The following is a 14860-nucleotide window of genomic DNA, read 5'->3' as shown; positions in this document are numbered from 1 at the left end:
TGGACCGCGGCCCCACCAGCCACCCGCTACTCCCCGAACCCCACCAGCTCACGCTTCTCGGCGTCAGTCAGAAACCCGGCTTTCCCGATCCGGTCCCATTCAAGCGCCCGCTCGGCCGCCAGCGCCTCGATCACGTCGAAATCGGGCACCAGCGCCGCGCCGCCGAACGCCGGGGCCAGCCATTGGCCGAGCGCGGCGGCAACGCTCTGGACCAGCGGGATCACCGTCTGGCGCCAGAGGGCCCGGCTTGCTTCGGCATAGTTGGCATAGGTGTTGTCCCCGGGAATGCCGAGCAGCATGGGCGGCACGCCGAAGGCCAGCGCGATCTCCCGCGCCGCCGCGTTCTTGGCTTCGAGGAAATCCATGTCCTTGGGCGAAAGCCCCATCGACTTCCAGTCCAGCCCGCCATCGAGCACCATGGGCCGGCCCGCGTTCATCGCCCCTGCAAACCCGGCCTCCAGCTCGTCCTTGAGCCGGCGGAACTGCTCCTCGGTGAGGTTCTCGCCCGCGCTGTAGACCAGCGCCCCGGAGGGCCGCGCCGCGTTCTCGAGCAGCGCCCGGTTCCAGCGCGTGGCGGCGTTGTGGGTCTCAAGACTTTCCTGCGCCGCCTGGAGCGGGGACATCCCGTAATGATCGTCGAGCGGATGGAACAGGCTCAGATGCAGCACGCGCGGTATGGGCGCGGTGTCGAGCATCAGCCGGGTTGTCGTCCCGCCCACGGTGTAGCCATAGCCGATCGGCCAGCCATCCCGGCCCGCGATCACCGCCATGCGGTCGGGCCGCAATCCGTAGAGCCCCTTGACCTCCCCATCGGCGATCGCCGCGTCGATGAACGCGTTCCCCGCCGTCTGGAGATAGCAATAGACCGCCTCGAGCAGCGCGCTGCCCGTCTGGCGGCGGTTGGGCCGGGCGATCAGATCGAGCATGGGGTGCTCGGTCAGCACTCGCGCCCCGTCGCGGACCTCGAAAGGCACCCGCGCCGCACTCTGGGCCACCAGCCGCACGCAGCGATGGACCACCGGATTGCGCGCAAAGCCCTCATTGGCCAGCGCGACGAACCCTTTTCGCGGGCTCGCCCCCTCGCCCAGCGGGCTGAGCGCGAAGAGCGTCTGGCTGCCCGCCGTCTTTGTCTCAGCAGGCGCGCGGACGCGGCCGGCAACGAGCCGGTCGAACCAGTTCGGCATGTGTTGATATCCCTTCCTGGCAGCGGGCGCCTCCGCCGCGGCTCGACCGCCGGCGACCGGCACAAGGAGTGCGCTCCCGGCGCCCCGCCCACTGTTCCCATCATGTCAGAACCATACCCCAGCCCCGTGACGGGGGGATAAGTATTCGCTTTTCACCACCGCGCCCGGGGCACGCCGCCGCCCCTGAGCAGCAATTCGCGCAGCGCCCAGACCAGCGCGTCCAGCCTGTCGGGCGAATGGCCCTCTGCCATCCCGTCGACCCCGAAAGCGCACATCTCGTCCTCGAGCTGGGGGAAGGAACCCGCGTGGCTCACCTTGCCCTGCGCATAGAGCGCCGCGACCGGTTCGGCCCGCAGCCATTTGCCCCGGGTCGCGCGCACCGAGCGCACCGGCACCAGCGCATCGACCTGGGCGAGCACCTGCTTGACCATCTCCCCACCCTGGTTGACCTCCGCGATGATCGCGTCGGCCCCGAATTCGTGAAACGCCTTGATCGCCACGCGCGCCCAGCCCACCGGGGTCATCCGGGACACCGTGCGGTCGGCCAGCACCACGGCGATCCCGCCGCGCCGGCCCGCCACCACGATCCCGCACGAATCCGCGCCCTCGGCGCTCGATGCGGGAGGATCGACCGCCACCACCACCCGTTCGAGTTCGGGCACGATCGCGATCCGTACCGCTTCGAGCCCGTCACGGGTCCAGAGCGCGCCGGGCCTGTCCTCGATCATTTCCCCATCCAGTTCCTGCCGGCCCAGCGCCGTGCCGCGATAGCGTCCCACGACCGCGTCGAGAAATCCCGGCGCGAGATTGTCCGCGTTCTCGTCGGTCCGCATGCGCGTGATGACCGTTCCCGGCTCGGCCAGCAGCCGCTTGAGCAGCCGTGTGGGCCGGGGCGTCGTCGTCACGAGCTGGCGGGGGTGATCGCCCAGCCGCAGCCCGAATTGCAGCATGTCCCAGGCCGCCTCGGCCTTGGGCCATTTGGCCAGCTCATCGCACCAGGCCGCCGCGAACTGGGGGCCGCGGAACCGCTCGGGGTCGTTGGCCGGCAGCACCAGCCCGATCGCCCCGTTGGGCCACTCCACCCGGTCGCGACCGGAATCGTATCGCGGGCGCGTGCCCTCGCGCCCCAGAGCCAGAAGCCCGGAGACACCCTCCACCATCACGGCCCGCGCCTCGGTCATGGTTTCGCCAACGAGCGCGATCGGGCTCATGGGCCGTGAGCCGATCGCAAGGCCCCGCACCCATTCGGCGCCGGCCCGCGTCTTGCCCGCCCCGCGCCCGCCGACCAGCAGCCAGGTCACCCAGTCGCCAACGGGGGCAAGCTGGGCGGGCCGCGCCTCGAGCGTCCAGTCGTCGACGAGCCCCCTCGCCTCCGCGAGCGGGATCGCCCTGGCGATCGCTTCAGCCGTTCGTCTGTCCAAACCGCATGATCCTGTCTGCCAGCCGCGTGCGCAGCTCTTCTGCCTCGGGTCCGCTCAGGCGCCTGGGGCGCCGGGCGCGTTCGGCCTCGTCGAGCGCGATCAGCCGGTCCATGGTGCGCGTGAGGGTTTCGAGAAGGCGCACGTCCGGGAGCGTCCCGTCCCCGTCCGCGCCCATCTTCTCCTCGATCTGGCTCACCTGCCGGTCGAGCAGGCGCATCAGCCGCGCAATGAGCTGGACCCGTGATGCGGTCTGCCGCCCCGCGCGCCGGGGCATCCACTGGCCTGCCCGCCTGGCCTTGGCCAGGGCGTCGAGCGTGATGCCGTACCGCTCGGCGATGGCGCGCGTGGGCTCGGGCGTATCTTCATAGGCGCGCCGCACCGCGGCCCAGTCGACCCCGTCGGACATGTCTCCCCGCACCATTTTGTAAGCATGACACAACGATAGCCCGGCTGCGGCACGGGGGGACAAGTTCGTATGGCGCCGCTTGCTAAAGGCTCGCTGGCGCTGTAAGATGGGAACCATACGTGATGCTATTGGCGACCCTGAACTTCCGGTGCATGCCGGCTACTCTGGCTACCTTCAATTGCGATCGTTAGAGACGGGCACTTCGACCCGTCGCATCCGGCAACGCATGGTGCTCCGGGTGAACCTGCCAATTGAAAGGACCATATCATGGCCACCGGCAAGGTAAAATTCTTCAACACCACCAAGGGCTTCGGCTTCATCGAGCCCAACGAAGGCGGCGGTGACGCGTTCGTGCACATCTCGGCAGTCGAGCGCTCGGGCCTCGGCACGCTGACCGAAGGTCAGGTCGTGAACTACGATCTCGAGAAGGGCCGTGACGGCCGCAGCTCGGCGGTCAACCTCTCGGTCGCCGAATAATCTGCTTTCAGAGGGCCGCCTTCGGGCGGCCTTCTTCGTTCTGGAGCCAATCATGGTCACCCCAGCGCGCATCAGCGCGCAAAAGAAGTTCTCCGAAATGGAAAAGCGCCAGAAGCAGGCGCTCGATGAGGAAGAACGGACGCTCGACGCCACCCGCGCCAAGACCGCGCGTCTCAAGGCCCTTCGTCTCGAAAAAGAGCGCGTCGACGCCGAGGAAAAGGCTGCCACCAAGGCGGCCAAGCCCGTGCGCAAGTCGCGCAAAGCCTGACCGGCCCAGATCGGGGCCAGCAGTCTGAACCTTTGACCCCACCGGCGCATTAAGCAAGGTGTCCCACCGGAGCCTTCGCCATGATGCCGCGCCTTTTCGCCCTCGCTGCCGCCACCCTGCTTTCCGCCCCTGCCCTGGGGCAGGATGCGTTCGAGTTCGGCCGTGAGCGCTCCGACGCCTTCCTTGCCGGAGACCTCGAAGGCATCTGGGAGGCGATGAGCCCGGAGATGCAGGACGCGCTCGGCTCGTTGGAAGCCTTCGAGCAGTTCCGCGCCGACCTCGCCCCCGAAATCGGCCAGGAAGTCGACATCCTCGACGAAGTGGTCCGCGCCACCCCGCAGGGCGAATTCTACGTGCGCACCGGGCGCTGGGACAATGCGGAAACCCCCGTCGTCATGCAGTGGGCGTTCGCGGAAGACGGCACCATTCTCGGCTTTTACGTCCAGCCCGAGCCCGAAGCCGCACCCTCGCAACATCTCGACTACACCACCCGAGCCGATCTGCGCCTGCCCTTCGAGGGCGAATGGTCGGTCTATTGGGGCGGGCGCACGGTCGCGCAGAACTATCATGCGGTCGATCCCATTCAGCGTTTTGCGGTCGATTTCGTGGTCGAGAGGGACGGCGCGACCTTTGAGGGCGATCCTCTCCTGCCCGAGAACTACCATTGCTGGGGCCAGGAGATCCTCGCCCCCGCCGACGGCCTCGTCGTCGCAGCGGTCAGGGATCTGCCCGATCAGGTGATCGGGGAGACCGATCCGGAAAACCCGGCGGGCAACCACGTCATTCTCAATCTGGCCGATGACGAATATGCCTTCCTCGCCCACCTCCAGGCCGGCTCGGTCCAGGTCCAGCTGGGCGACGAGGTCAGCCAGGGCGATGTTCTGGGGCTGTGCGGGAACTCGGGCAACACCTCCGAGCCGCACCTGCATTTCCATCTCCAGACCACGCCCGATCTGCTGGAGGGCGAAGGCATTCCCGCTCAGTTCCTCGATTATGCCGCAGACGGCGAGCCCGTGGACCGCGGCGAACCGATGCGCGGGCAAATCGTCACCGCGAACTGAGTTCAGGCCGGGGCCCGTGCCCCTTGACCGCCCCCGCGATTCACGCTTTCCCTTTGCGCGTTGTTCAGCGGGGGCCCACAGGGTACATGCGTTCTAAGATTGCACTGCTCGTCTCCTCGCGTCGCTGGGAGCAATGGATCATCACGATCATCATCATCAACGCGGTGACCCTGGGGCTTGAAACGGTTCCCGAGGTGATGGCGCGCGCCGGCGGCCTGCTCGAGACCTTCGACCGCATCATCCTCGCCATCTTCATCGTCGAAATCGCCCTGCGGCTCTACGCCTTCGGCTTCCGGTTCTTCCGCGATCCCTGGTCGATCTTCGATTTCACTATCGTCGCCATCGCGCTCATTCCCGCGTCCGGGCCCTTCACCGTCTTGCGCGCTCTCCGCATCCTGCGCGTGCTGCGGCTGATTTCCGTGGTGCCCTCGCTGCGCCGGGTGGTCGGCGGGCTGATTTCCGCCCTGCCCGGGCTCGGCTCGATCGTCGTCCTCCTGCTGCTGGTCTTCTATGTCTTTGCGGTCATGGCGACCAAGCTCTTTGGCGCCAGCTTTCCCGACTGGTTCGGCTCGATCGGCGCCTCGTTTTATTCGCTCTTCCAGATCATGACGCTGGAAAGCTGGTCCATGGGCATCGTCCGGCCGGTGATGGAAATTTATCCCTGGGCATGGGCATTCTTCGTACCGTTCATCGCCTGCACGGCCTTCACGGTCCTCAACCTCTTTATCGGTGTGATCGTCTCGGCCATGCAGGAGGAGCACGATGCCATCCTGGAAGCCGATCGCCAGGCCTTGCAGTCGGAAACGTCGATGGTGCTCGAGGAAGTGCGCGCCCTGCGCACCGAAGTGGCCCAGATGCGCGAGGCCATCGGCAAGGACGGCTAACCATGGCCGGGAGCTAGATGTTGCAGCTCTCGCGCACCGGGGCGATCGCCTGCTCGATGCCGTCGATCTCAAAGCTCACGGTCACCGAGCGCTGCGATTGCGGCTGGGCGCGGACCAGCAGCCTGCCGGACTGGCGAAGCTGCTCGATAAAGGCGCGCGCCGCCTGGTCGTCGTAGAACCCCAGCGCGTTGCGATCGGGCGAGAGCGGAAGGGACTGGCTGCGTGGCGGCTGTCGGTCGAACTGGATGGTCAGCGTCCCGCTGTTGGACGTCGGCGTGCCCATCGGATAGCCCGCAAAGGCGAACTGCACCGCCGCATCGCCGTCCACGCACAGGATTGTCATCCGGGCCGGCGCGCGGCCCCTGGGGAGAGCAGGAATGAGCTGCTCGGATTGCACGGTCGCGAACGGGCGTTCGGTGCCCTCGATCTGGGAGATCTCGATCCCACCGGTCCAAAGCCCCGCAAGCGGCTCGCTCGCTTCCCCGGTGATCCCGGTGAACTGGTCCGAACGGAAAAGGGAATCATAGCACGACAGCCGCTCACTCGCCGGACCGATGGCCGCGCACCGCTCGACGGTCTGTGCCAGCGCCGGTGCGGCAGCGGACAGCCCGAGTGTGGCCAGTGCAACCAAAAGTCCCGCTTTGAGCATATCGTCATCCCTGATTGTCTCGACTGGCAGCAATGTGGTCGGCGCGGGCCGGCAAGTCCATACTGAATCACGCGATTGTTGGCCGCCGTGCTTGGCACCTCCCGCCCGCAACCCTACATACGGCAGCACAAGCGATCACCGAACAGGAGCACCCCATGGCCGCAGCAGACGCTTTCGATCTCATCGCCGAGGAACGGATCGAGGAGGTCAACGCTCTTGCGCGCCATTACCGGCACAAAAAGACGGGCGCCGAAGTGCTCTCGCTGATCAATGACGACGAGAACAAGGTGTTCGGCGTTTCCTTTGCCACCCCGCCCGAGGATTCCACCGGCATCGCCCATATTCTCGAGCATTCGGTCCTGTGCGGTTCGGAGAAATTCCCGGTCAAGAAGCCCTTCGTTGAAATGCTCAAGGGCTCGCTCCACACCTTCCTCAACGCCATGACCTTTCCCGACAAGACGGTCTACCCGGTCGCCAGTCAGAACCTTGCGGACTTCTACAACCTCACGGAAGTCTATCTCGATGCCGTCTTCTTCCCGCTCCTGAGCCGGGAAACCTTCCTTCAGGAGGGCTGGCACTACGAGCTCGAGGATCCCGCCGGACCTCTCGCCTACAAGGGCGTCGTCTTCAACGAGATGAAGGGCGGCTATTCCTCGCCCGATCAGGTTTTCCGCGTCTATGCGCAGAACTCGCTCTTTCCCGACACCACCTACGGGCTCTCCTCGGGCGGCGATCCGCGCGTCATGCCCGATCTCACCTTCGAGCAGTTCTCCGCTTTCCACAAACGCCACTACCACCCCTCGAACGCCCAGTTCATCTTCTATGGGGACGATGACCCGGAAAAGCGCCTCGACATCCTTGCCACCGTTCTCGACCGTTTCGAGCCCTCCGCTCCCGCCGGGGAGATCGCGCTCCAGCCACGATTTTCCAAGCCGCGCCGGGTCGAAAAGACCTATCCGGCCGACGAGGAAAACACGCGCAACGCCTTCGTCTCGGTCAACTGGCTGCTCGAGGACACTGCCGACGACGAGGAAAATCTCGCCCGCGCCATCACCGCGCTGGCGCTCTTTGGCACCTCGGCCTCCCCGCTCCACAAGCGCCTGACCGAATCCGGTCTGGGCGAAGCGGTGATGGCGTTCCTGAACGGTCATTCGCGCGAGCCGTGGTTTTATGCCGGCATGCGCGGGGTCGATCCCGCCGATGCCGACAAACTCCAAGCCCTGATCCTCGATGGACTAGAGGACCTTGCGCGCGACGGCGTGGACGCCGCGACCATCGAGGCGACGGTCAACAGCTATGAATTCCAGCTCCGCGAGAACAACACCGGCGGCTATCCACGCGGCATCATCTATTTCTTTTCCGCGCTCAACAAATGGCTCTATGGCGGCAATCCGCTCGACGGGCTGAAATACGAAAAGCCGCTAGCCGCCATCAAGGCCCGCCTCGCCGCCGGCGAACGTATCGTGGAGGACCGCATCCGCTCGCTCCTGCTCGACAATCCCCACCGCACCACGCTGGTGCTCAAGGCCGACAAGGATCAGGCCGCCCGCGAGGAGGCCGCCGAGCGGGCCCGGCTCGACGCCGCGAGATCGGCCATGAGCGAGGCCGAGATCGGTGCGGTCATCGAGACCACCAAGCGGCTCAAGACGCTCCAGAACGCGCCCGACAACCCAGAAGACCTCGCTCGTATCCCCACGCTGACGCTCAAGGATCTCCCGCGCGAGGGCATGTCCATTCCCGGGGCGGAAACCGCGATCGAAGGGGTGCGCGTGCTCACCCATGATCTGCCGACCAATGGCATCGTCTATCTGGACCTCGCCTTCGATCTCAAGGCCGTGCCCGCCGACCTCCTGCCGCTGGTGCCGGTCTTTTCGCGCGCGCTGACCCAGACGGGCACCTCGCGCGAGGATTTCGTCGCCCTCACCCAGCGGATCGGGCGGTCGACCGGCGGGGTGTCGATCTCGCGCCTGTCCTCGGCCATCGTCGGGAGCGACGAGGCGGCCACCATGCTGATCGCCCGCGGCAAGGCCACCGCCGACCGAGGCGCAGAGCTCGCTGCGGTGATGGGCGAAGTGCTCACCGACGCCAATTTCGCCAACCGCGACCGCATCCGCCAGATCGTGGGCGAGGACAAGGCGCGCTTTGAAGCCGGACTCGTGCCCTCGGGCCACCAGTTCGCCCTCGGTCGCGTCCGGGCGGGGCTGCACGAGGCCGATTGGGTCAACGAGCAGACGGGCGGGATCAGCCAGCTCTTTTTCCTCCGCGAACTGGCCCGGCGGATCGAGACCGACTGGGAGGGCGTGCAGCAGGCACTAGAAGCTCTGCGCGGGCATCTCGTCAATTCCGCTGCGCTCGTTGCCAACCTCACCGCCGACGGGCCGAGCACCGAAGCGTTCATGCCCGAGCTGGCCTCGCTGCTTTCGCGCCTGCCGCGCAGCGCCTTCGTGCGCGCCGACTGGGGCACGCCGCCAGCACCCCGCAATGAGGGCCTGACCATCCCCGCACAGGTCAACTACGTGGCCAAGGGCGCCAATCTCAAGGCGCTGGGCTATGCGCCCGAAGGCTCGTTCGCGGTGGTCAACAAGTTCCTGCGCACCTCATGGCTCTGGGACAAGATCCGGGTCGAGGGCGGCGCTTATGGCGGGTTCTCGCTCTTTGACTCCCTCTCGGGCGATTTCGCCTTCGGGTCCTATCGCGATCCCAACCTCACCGCGACGCTCGACGTCTACGACGCCACCGGCGATTTCCTGCGCAAGGGGATTTCCGAGGCCGATCTGGTGCGCTCGATCATCGGCGTCATCTCCGATCTCGACCCCTACCAGCTGCCCGACGCCAAGGGCTACACCGCGCTGGTGCGCGCGCTGACCAATGTCACCGACGCGCACCGGCAGGCCCGGCGCGAACAGGTGCTCTCCACCACCACGGCCGATTTCACCGCCGCGGCGGAGTATTTCGATGCCGTCGCCCGGCACGGCCACGTCGCCGTCCTGGGGTCGGCCGCGGCCATCGAAAAGGCTAATGCCGAGCGGAACGGGTTCCTCTCGGTCACCAGGGTTCTGTGATGGCGGCAGGCCCGGGCAACCGGGCCAGCCTGCCTGTCGGCGCCTTAGAGTTCGTCGACGATAACCTCGAACCCGCCATAGATCATGCGCTGCCCGTCGAACGGCATCTCCAAGCCTTCCATCTCCGGATCTTCCATCATCCCTTTGATGGCGGCTTCATAGGTCGCCTTGTCGGGATATTCGATCCAGCTGAAGACCGGTGTCTCGTCGTCCTTGCATTGGACGGCGGTGAAGAAGTCGTTGACCGTGCCCTTGGGCACGTCGTCGCCCCAGCACTCGACGTAGCGCACCGCGCCCAGCCGCTTGAACATGGCGTGGGCCTTGAGCGAAAAATCGGCATATTCCTGCTTTCGCGCGGTCGGCACGGCGGCAGCGAACCCTTGAACGTAAACCACGGTATTCTCCTTTGAAGCTTGTGGCTGCACCAGCCGGAGGACGCACGAGCCTCACGTCTCCCGACAGCCCGTGACGCGTTTTTTCCGGGCCGGCGGACGATTGTTCGGATTGACGATCGGGAGCGGCCGGTTCAACTATCGATCCAATCGCAGCCCGCCGCAATCGGGGAGTGCCCAATGCGCAAGCTCATCGCCTGGAACGTCATGACGCTCGACGGTCAGTTCGACGGGGACACCCCCTGGCAGCTCGATTTCCACCAGACCGTATGGGGCGACGAGCTCGAGGCGTTCTCGCTCGAACAGGGCCGGGACATGGACACGCTGGTTTTCGGGCGCAAGACCTATGAGGGCATGGCCGCCCACTGGGCGAACGAGACCGATGAGGTCGCCGATTTCATGAACGCGGTCGACAAGCGCGTCGCTTCGCGCACCCTGTCCGGCCCGCTCGACTGGGCCAATGCCAGCCTCCTTGAAGGCGACGCCTCAAAGGCCATCGCCGCGCTCAAGCGCCAGGATGGGCGCAACATCTATGTCTTCGGCAGCGCCGACCTGCTCGACACCCTGCTCGCGGGCGGCCTCGTGGATGAGTACCGCATCTGCCTCGCGCCGGTCATCCGCGGCTCGGGTGTTCCTCTCTTCAAACCCGGCCGCACCCTGCCGCCCCTGACCCTCCTCGAGTCCCGCCCCCTCGCCACCGGTGGCGTCATCCTGCGCTACGCGCTGGCTTCATGAGCGGGCGGACCGACAGCGCGTCGCGCATCATCGCCGCCGAGCCCCCCCGCATCTATGCTGCGCTGATCGACCCGGAGGCGATGGTCGAGTGGCGTCCGCCAACCGGCATGCGCGGCGAGGTCCTCGGCTTCGATCCACGGCCCGGCGGTACGCTGCGCATGGCCCTCCACTACGAGGACCGGTCCGTCCCCGGAAAATCCGGTGACGGCAGCGACGTGTTCGAAAGCAGGTTCGTCGCGCTCGATCCCGGCAGGCGGGTGACCGAAGCCATCGACTTTTCCTCGAACGATCCCGCCTTTTCCGGCACCATGACGATGACCACGTCGCTGGTGTCGTCGGACGCGGGCACCGAGGTAACCATCACCTGCACCGGCGTGCCGACCGGCATTTCTCCTGAGGATCACGCCATCGGCCTCGCCTCGACCCTCGACAATCTTGCGCTCTATTGCGAGGCCCGCAGCTAAGCTCCCGCCATGGCCGCCAGTTTCGCGACCGTATTCATGTTGCGCGCCGTCCCGCGCCGCGCTGCGGGAATGGTCAGCCGCGACTGCCCCATGCCCTGGTCGTAATGGACGTAGATCTCCCGCGCCCCGAGCGCGATGTCCTCACCGGACCGGTTGGTCACACCCTGGAGCGCATCGGCAGGCGGTGCATCGTCGAGAAAGATCGCCACCACCTGACTGGGCGGCTGCCCGGCAAAGGGATTGTCCGCGAGCACGCGGGCCATCTCGGCGTCGGTGCGCACCATCACGCCCACGGGCTTGCCGGCATGGGCGGCCAGCCGCGCCTCGAGCCGGGCCTTGACCTCCCCCGCAGTCAGCGCGCTCGAGAACACCACATTGCCGCTGGCGATATAGGTCCGCGCATCGGCAAACCCGATCTCGGCGCACATGGCCTTGAGCTCGGCCATGGGCAGCTTGCCGGTGCCGCCCACGTTGACGGCGCGCAAAAGGGCGATGAAAATGCCCATGGACGCCGCCGTTACGGCTCGAGCACGAAGGGCAGGTCGGTGTCCCCGGTCTTTTCGCCCAGTGCCGTGAGCGCCCCGTGAACCTGCCCGCGATGATGGGTCTGGTGGTTGAAGATCTGCATCACGCACAGCGCCCGGCTCCGCGTCAGTTCCCGATCCACCGCACCGCTGTACCAGGTCAACTCGCCCTCGAGATCGGCCTGAGCAAGCCCGCCGGCCCATTGCGCGATCACCCCGTCGAACGCCTGGCGCCGCGACCAAAGGGTGTCGAAATCGCCTTCCATCTGATCGCTCTGCGCGATCGGAAGGTCAGGCTTCTCGCCCGTCCCCAGCCGGGCGAGCCACAAGGTATCGGCCCACAGGATATGGCTCAGCGTCCCGTGGATCGAATGCCAGAACAGCCCCCGCTCCGCCTTGCGATCGGCATCGGACAGCCGCAGGGTCGCACCATAGATGCGCCGGTTCATCTCCGCATTATAGGCCGCCATGGCCTGTGCAAATTCAGGACTGATCACGACTCGCTCCTCGGCCATTATTGGGCTCCCGATCATCGGCCAATTCCCGCCCCCTGCAAAGACCCGGTCGAGCCCCGCCGCTGCTGCAATGCAGCGACAACTGCCTGTGAAGCCATGATCGCCAAGCCCTTGGCGGGAGTGGGGATCAGCGGCACATGATGAATTCCATCGAGACAATCAGCCCAACCCTCGCGCGCGCTCCGCAGTTCACACACCGCCGCTGCCCCACGAGCCCCCCTCTCCCCTTGAGGGGAGGGGCCGGGGGTGAGGGGTCCTCCGGCTGATCGTCCGGGCGCTCAACGGTCAACCCCTCATCCGTCTCGGGCCTTCGGCCCGAGCCACCTTCTCCCTCAAGCGAAGAAGGGAAGATGGGGCCGAGCGCGGTGAGGGCTTCGTCCTCGGGAGTGCCGGGCTGGTCCAGGTGCAGACCCGGTGTCTTCGCACCCCTCTCCCCTTGAGGGAGAGGGGCCGGGGGTGAGGGGTCCTGCTGGGTCTTCACCGCCCCCACCCCACATGGCTGCCCCGGGCATCATCCCGGGCCCATCAGCATACCTGCCCCAACCAGTTCCTGCGATTTCGGCTGATGGCCCCTGCTTAGGGCCGAGGCAACGCAGGGGCTCGGCTGCCGCCAGGCCGAACATACCCGCGCTCTTCTCCTCTTCCCCCTTCCTTCCTTCCTTCCTTCCTTCCTTCCTTCCTTCCTTCCTGCCTGTCTTCTTTCCCTTCCTCTCTCCAGCCTCCTCCATTCCTCCCCTTCCCTCGCCCCTCCCCGATTCCCCACCATCCCCACCTCAGCCGTACCGTACGGTACGGTACGGTTTTGCTTTACACATCGGCGTGCCCGCGATAGACAGGGAGCATGCCGCCGCGTACAGGAGGAGACTGCGCGCCGGCACGTCACGATGCCGAACACGTTCTCCCAAAAGCAGGTGACCTCATGCCCGCATATCGCTCACGCACAACCACTCACGGTCGCAACATGGCCGGTGCCCGCGGCCTCTGGCGCGCCACTGGCATGAAGGATGGAGATTTCGGCAAGCCCATCATTGCCGTGGTCAACTCCTTCACCCAGTTCGTGCCCGGCCACGTCCACCTCAAGGATCTGGGGCAGATGGTGGCGCGCGAGATCGAGCGCGCCGGCGGCGTGGCCAAGGAATTCAACACCATCGCGGTCGACGACGGCATCGCCATGGGCCATGACGGCATGCTCTATTCGCTGCCCAGCCGCGAGGTGATCGCCGACAGCGTGGAATACATGGTCAACGGCCACTGCGCCGATGCCATGGTCTGCATCTCGAACTGCGACAAGATCACCCCGGGCATGCTCAACGCCGCCATGCGGCTTAACATCCCCGTCGTCTTCGTCTCGGGCGGCCCCATGGAAGCGGGCAAGGTCGTCTACAAGGACGAAGTCCGCGCCGTCGATCTGGTCGATGCCATGGTCGTGGCCGCCGATGACAGCTACACCGATGCCGAAGTCCAGTCGTTCGAAGAGAATGCCTGCCCCACCTGCGGGTCGTGCTCGGGCATGTTCACGGCCAATTCCATGAATTGCCTCACCGAGGCGCTCGGCCTCTCGCTGCCGGGCAACGGCTCGACCCTCGCCACCCACGCGGACCGCAGGCGCCTGTTCCTCGAAGCCGGGCATCTGATCGTCGATCTGGCGCGCCGGTACTACGAGCAGGATGACGAAAGCGTGCTGCCGCGCAACGTCGCCTCCAAGGGCGCGTTCGAGAACGCCATGGCGCTCGATATCGCCATGGGAGGGTCGACCAATACGGTCCTGCACATCCTCGCCGCCGCCCATGAAGGCGAGATCGATTTCGACCTTGAGGATATCGACCAGCTCTCGCGCAAGGTCCCCGTGCTCTGCAAGGTGGCGCCCGCCAAGTCCGACGTCCACATGGAAGACGTGCACCGGGCCGGGGGCATCATGAGCATTCTCGGCCAGCTCGACCGGGCGAACCTGCTCAATCGCGACCTGCCCACCATCCACAGCGCCACCATAGGCGATGCGCTCGACAAATGGGACATCTCGCGCACCAATTCCGACAGCGTGCGCCAGTTCTTCATGGCTGCGCCGGGCGGGGTCCGCACCACCGAGGCCTTCTCGACCGAAAACCGCTGGAAAGAGCTCGATCTCGACCGCAGCAACGGCGTCATCCGTTCGGCCGATCACGCGTTTTCCAAGGATGGCGGACTGGCAGTACTCAAGGGCAACATCGCGCTCGATGGCTGCATCGTGAAGACTGCGGGCGTGGATGACTCCATCCTCAAGTTCACCGGCAAGGCCGTGGTCTACGAAAGCCAGGACAGCGCCGTCTCCGGCATTCTCACGGGCAAGGTCAAGGCCGGCGACGTGGTCGTCATCCGCTATGAGGGCCCCAAGGGCGGGCCGGGCATGCAGGAAATGCTCTATCCCACGAGCTATCTCAAGTCCAAGGGACTGGGCGCGGACTGCGCGCTGCTGACAGACGGACGGTTTTCGGGCGGCACGTCGGGCCTCTCGATCGGCCACGTCTCGCCCGAAGCGGCCCAGGGCGGCGCCATCGGGCTCGTGGAACAGGGCGATACCATCGAGATCGACATCCCCAACCGCACCATCAACCTTCTGGTGTCCGATGCCGAGCTCATCCGCCGGCGCGAGGAGATGGATTCGCGCGGCGCCGATGCATGGAAGCCGCTTGAAAAGCGCAAGCGCAAGATCACGACCGCGCTCAAGGCCTATGCCATGCTCGCCTCGAGCGCGGACAAGGGCGCCGTCCGCGTGCTCCCGGACGAATAAGCAGAAAACGCCGGCCCTTCTCGCGCGGGGCCGGCGTGACATTGCTCGCGT

The 14860-nt window shown here is 66.2% G+C and carries 15 protein-coding genes; 8 read left to right on the top strand and 7 right to left on the bottom strand.

Annotated elements, in window-relative coordinates; translation table 11 throughout:
• Positions 1–26: 26 nt before the first annotated feature.
• The 3 genes from EO136_RS17360 to EO136_RS17350 all read right to left on the bottom strand — a co-directional run bounded on the left by EO136_RS17360 (position 27) and on the right by EO136_RS17350 (position 3011).
• Positions 27–1184, bottom strand: a complete 1158-nt coding sequence (locus EO136_RS17360; RefSeq protein WP_127145650.1) for a phage portal protein — start codon at positions 1182–1184, stop codon at positions 27–29.
• Between the two features lie 152 nt (positions 1185–1336).
• Positions 1337–2605 (bottom strand): DNA-packaging protein, encoded by a 1269-nt coding sequence (locus EO136_RS17355; RefSeq protein ID WP_425466635.1) that lies wholly within the window; start codon positions 2603–2605, stop codon positions 1337–1339.
• A complete protein-coding gene (locus EO136_RS17350) occupies positions 2586–3011 on the bottom strand; it encodes a hypothetical protein (protein WP_127145649.1) in 426 nt (141 codons plus the stop codon). Before EO136_RS17350 ends, EO136_RS17355 begins: the two co-directional genes overlap by 20 nt.
• A gap of 267 nt (positions 3012–3278) precedes the next feature.
• Here EO136_RS17350 and EO136_RS17345 point away from each other — a divergent pair, with 267 nt between their 5' ends.
• From EO136_RS17345 to EO136_RS17330, 4 genes are all read left to right on the top strand, one after another.
• Positions 3279–3488, top strand: coding sequence for a cold-shock protein (locus EO136_RS17345; protein ID WP_127145648.1), 210 nt, complete (start codon positions 3279–3281; stop codon positions 3486–3488).
• Positions 3489–3540: 52 nt separating this feature from the next.
• Positions 3541–3756 (top strand): hypothetical protein, encoded by a 216-nt coding sequence (locus EO136_RS17340; RefSeq protein ID WP_127145647.1) that lies wholly within the window; start codon positions 3541–3543, stop codon positions 3754–3756.
• 80 nt (positions 3757–3836) lie between these two features.
• Positions 3837–4817, top strand: coding sequence for a peptidoglycan DD-metalloendopeptidase family protein (locus EO136_RS17335; protein WP_246018432.1), 981 nt, complete (start codon positions 3837–3839; stop codon positions 4815–4817).
• Between the two features lie 86 nt (positions 4818–4903).
• The gene (locus EO136_RS17330; RefSeq protein ID WP_127145646.1) at positions 4904–5701 is read left to right on the top strand and encodes an ion transporter; all 798 of its coding nucleotides are present in this window, start codon (positions 4904–4906) and stop codon (positions 5699–5701) included.
• Between the two features lie 13 nt (positions 5702–5714).
• Here EO136_RS17330 and EO136_RS17325 read toward each other — a convergent pair whose 3' ends face one another.
• Positions 5715–6350, bottom strand: a complete 636-nt coding sequence (locus EO136_RS17325; protein ID WP_127145645.1) for a type VI secretion system-associated protein TagO — start codon at positions 6348–6350, stop codon at positions 5715–5717.
• Positions 6351–6505: 155 nt separating this feature from the next.
• Here EO136_RS17325 and EO136_RS17320 point away from each other — a divergent pair, with 155 nt between their 5' ends.
• A complete protein-coding gene (locus EO136_RS17320; protein WP_127145644.1) occupies positions 6506–9412 on the top strand; it encodes an insulinase family protein in 2907 nt (968 codons plus the stop codon).
• Between the two features lie 44 nt (positions 9413–9456).
• Here the strand turns inward: EO136_RS17320 and EO136_RS17315 are convergent, their stop codons facing one another.
• Positions 9457–9807 (bottom strand): DUF1428 domain-containing protein, encoded by a 351-nt coding sequence (locus tag EO136_RS17315; RefSeq protein WP_127145643.1) that lies wholly within the window; start codon positions 9805–9807, stop codon positions 9457–9459.
• Positions 9808–9984: 177 nt separating this feature from the next.
• Here EO136_RS17315 and EO136_RS17310 point away from each other — a divergent pair, with 177 nt between their 5' ends.
• Together EO136_RS17310 and EO136_RS17305 are read left to right on the top strand one after the other, a co-directional pair.
• Positions 9985–10539: a dihydrofolate reductase family protein gene (locus tag EO136_RS17310; protein ID WP_127145642.1), complete on the top strand. Its 555-nt coding sequence runs from the start codon at positions 9985–9987 to the stop codon at positions 10537–10539.
• A complete protein-coding gene (locus tag EO136_RS17305; RefSeq protein ID WP_127145641.1) occupies positions 10536–11003 on the top strand; it encodes an SRPBCC domain-containing protein in 468 nt (155 codons plus the stop codon). The genes EO136_RS17310 and EO136_RS17305 overlap by 4 nt, the downstream gene beginning before the upstream one ends.
• On the opposite strand, the gene EO136_RS17300 is transcribed toward EO136_RS17305, so the two are convergent.
• Together EO136_RS17300 and EO136_RS17295 are read right to left on the bottom strand one after the other, a co-directional pair.
• Positions 11000–11509 (bottom strand): DUF1697 domain-containing protein, encoded by a 510-nt coding sequence (locus tag EO136_RS17300; protein WP_127145640.1) that lies wholly within the window; start codon positions 11507–11509, stop codon positions 11000–11002. The two genes, EO136_RS17305 and EO136_RS17300, sit on opposite strands and share 4 nt — an antisense overlap.
• 11 nt (positions 11510–11520) lie before the next feature.
• A complete protein-coding gene (locus EO136_RS17295) occupies positions 11521–12024 on the bottom strand; it encodes a DinB family protein (protein WP_127145639.1) in 504 nt (167 codons plus the stop codon).
• A 937-nt stretch (positions 12025–12961) separates the two neighbouring features.
• Between EO136_RS17295 and ilvD the strand changes: the two genes are divergently transcribed.
• On the top strand, positions 12962–14809 hold the full coding sequence (ilvD, locus tag EO136_RS17285; RefSeq protein WP_127145638.1) for a dihydroxy-acid dehydratase: 1848 nt from the start codon (positions 12962–12964) through the stop codon (positions 14807–14809).
• The last annotated feature ends 51 nt before the right edge of the window (positions 14810–14860 follow it).

The organism is Pelagibacterium montanilacus, assembly GCF_003992665.1.
Lineage (GTDB): Bacteria > Pseudomonadota > Alphaproteobacteria > Rhizobiales > Devosiaceae > Pelagibacterium > Pelagibacterium montanilacus.
The sequence above is the reverse complement of the archived record's forward strand: the minus strand, read 5'-3'. Positions and strand labels throughout refer to the sequence as shown.

What these genes read in the sequence shown, in the direction of transcription:
- EO136_RS17305 (WP_127145641.1), top strand. Translation starts at nt 10,536, where the DNA reads ATGAGCGGGCGGACCGACAGCGCGTCGCGCATCATCGCCGCCGAGCCC.
- EO136_RS17350 (WP_127145649.1), bottom strand. Translation starts at nt 3,011, where the DNA reads ATGTCCGACGGGGTCGACTGGGCCGCGGTGCGGCGCGCCTATGAAGAT.
- EO136_RS17310 (WP_127145642.1), top strand. Translation starts at nt 9,985, where the DNA reads ATGCGCAAGCTCATCGCCTGGAACGTCATGACGCTCGACGGTCAGTTC.
- ilvD (WP_127145638.1), top strand. Translation starts at nt 12,962, where the DNA reads ATGCCCGCATATCGCTCACGCACAACCACTCACGGTCGCAACATGGCC.
- EO136_RS17300 (WP_127145640.1), bottom strand. Translation starts at nt 11,509, where the DNA reads ATGGGCATTTTCATCGCCCTTTTGCGCGCCGTCAACGTGGGCGGCACC.
- EO136_RS17340 (WP_127145647.1), top strand. Translation starts at nt 3,541, where the DNA reads ATGGTCACCCCAGCGCGCATCAGCGCGCAAAAGAAGTTCTCCGAAATG.
- EO136_RS17360 (WP_127145650.1), bottom strand. Translation starts at nt 1,184, where the DNA reads ATGCCGAACTGGTTCGACCGGCTCGTTGCCGGCCGCGTCCGCGCGCCT.
- EO136_RS17320 (WP_127145644.1), top strand. Translation starts at nt 6,506, where the DNA reads ATGGCCGCAGCAGACGCTTTCGATCTCATCGCCGAGGAACGGATCGAG.
- EO136_RS17345 (WP_127145648.1), top strand. Translation starts at nt 3,279, where the DNA reads ATGGCCACCGGCAAGGTAAAATTCTTCAACACCACCAAGGGCTTCGGC.
- EO136_RS17335 (WP_246018432.1), top strand. Translation starts at nt 3,837, where the DNA reads ATGATGCCGCGCCTTTTCGCCCTCGCTGCCGCCACCCTGCTTTCCGCC.
- EO136_RS17330 (WP_127145646.1), top strand. Translation starts at nt 4,904, where the DNA reads ATGCGTTCTAAGATTGCACTGCTCGTCTCCTCGCGTCGCTGGGAGCAA.
- EO136_RS17325 (WP_127145645.1), bottom strand. Translation starts at nt 6,350, where the DNA reads ATGCTCAAAGCGGGACTTTTGGTTGCACTGGCCACACTCGGGCTGTCC.